At 70.9% G+C, this 1,840-nt stretch carries 1 protein-coding gene; it reads right to left on the bottom strand.

Features of this window, described 5'->3' with window-relative positions:
• Window positions 1-1,840 (bottom strand): ATP-dependent DNA helicase (locus tag BM093_RS34710; protein WP_177238901.1); only part of this gene is annotated, 1,840 nt, incomplete at both ends.

Here is a 1,840-nt window from a genome sequence, read left to right as displayed (position 1 = left end):
CCCCGTTCGGGTTCGCGCTTCTCGAGCAGCTGGCCGAGGCGCCAGTGCAGCACCTTCGACAGGGCATCGGCGTCGGTGAAGCTGCGCATCTCGACGGCCTCGCCCAGCAGGGCGCGGGGGTCGTGCCCGTCGATCTCGGCGGCATAGACCTTGTTGAGCATGCGTCCGTAGGCGGCCTCGTTCTGCAACCGCTCGTGCTGCTCCGGGGTGAGCAGCCCGGCGAGGATCTGGTCGTTGCGGTGGCCGGCGGCGCGCATGCTGACCTGGTTGATCAGGGCCCCGAGTGTTTCGAACGAGCGCAGGTCGTGCTCGGCGCTCTCGCGCACGGTCAGGGCGGCCTCGGCCAGCTCGCTGTGGGTGAGCAGATCGGACAACCGCTGCGCCGGGGTGTCCTCGATGCGGCGCTGGTCGTGCTCGTCCGGGGTCTGCTGGGTTACCAGGTAGATCAGGTTCATCAACCGGCCGCGGGTGATGGCCGGGTACAGCGATTCGCGGGTGGTGTCTCGGCCGGTGACCGCGCGCCCGACATCAACGGTCACGCCTTGCGCGGCGTGGTTCGTCAGCGCGTAGGCCAACGTCACGTGCTCCTGCACGTAGGTCTTGCTCAGGTGTGCGATCGCACCGTGCTCGTCCTGGGCGAGTAGCTGGCCGTGCCGGTCACGGCCGAGGACGGTGTAGCGCTGCTTGTTCGTCACCGGACGATGCGTCCCGTCCGGGCCGGGGTCGACCCGCTGGCGGTTGTCGTTGTTGTTGGCCTGGATCAGGTCCCCGACCCCGATCTCGGTCTCGTCGGGCAGTCGGGTGAGAACTTCGGATGAAACCCGCCCGAGGCGGACCAGCTCTTCTCGGACCTGCTTGGACAGCTCGGCGGCCATCTGGTTGGTGTCGACGATGAGCAGGGCCGACTTACTGTCGAGCATGTCGGCCAAATGTCCACGCACCGCATGCTCGGCCATCTTCTCCAGCGACCCGGTCCGGACCCGGCCGCGGTCGGTGTAGGCGGCGACCGCGGACACGTCCCCGGCCCGCAGCTGCAGCGATGCGCCGGCTTCCCAGTCGTTGGCGAACCGGTGCACCGTGTCGAGTTCGAACGTGCCGGGTTGCTCGGCCAGGTGCGCGAACATGCCCCCGGCCCCCACCGGCTGCAGCTGGTGATGGTCCCCGGTCAGCAGCACCTTCGCCCCCGTCGCCGCCGCCAAATCGGCGATCTCGATCAGTTCCGCGGTGGTGCTCATGCCGCCCTCGTCGACCACGACGAGGTCCCCGGCCTGCAGCCGCTGGCGCACCTGCCCGTGGGCATCCTGTTCGAGGAACTGCTTCCGAAACGCGGCGGTGGTCATCCCTTCCAGGCCGAGCCCGTCCAGGTTCTGCGCCGCGATCTTCGCCGTGGCCAGCCCCAGGACCCGGCCACCCGTCTCGGTCCGCCACGCCCCGGCCAACGCACCCACGGTGTGCGACTTACCCGTCCCGGCCGGCCCAACCAGGACATCCACCGTCCGTCCGGAGCCCAGCACACCGGCCACCACGGCCGACTGGTCCGGCGACAGGCCCCGCGAGCTCAGCCCGCCGATGGCCGCCTCGATCCGCTCGGATCCGACGGCCGCCGCCCCCTGGGTGTGGGTCAGGGCGCGCAGTCGTTCCTCGCCGGCGATCGCGGCGGTGGTGGCGTAGCGCTCGTCGATGTGGGCCCGGAACATCGACCGGCCGTCCCCGCCCGGACCGGTGCGGCGCAACGCGTCGGGGACCGGGACCGGGTCCCCGGCCGAGACCTGCACGAGCCCGTACCGGGCCGGTGCATCCAGCACCGCACCGGCCAGCGCGGCCACGAACGCCGGCCGCT

This window comes from Pseudonocardia ammonioxydans (genome assembly GCF_900115005.1).
Taxonomy (GTDB): domain Bacteria; phylum Actinomycetota; class Actinomycetes; order Mycobacteriales; family Pseudonocardiaceae; genus Pseudonocardia; species Pseudonocardia ammonioxydans.
This window is presented reverse-complemented; position numbering and strand designations above follow the sequence as displayed.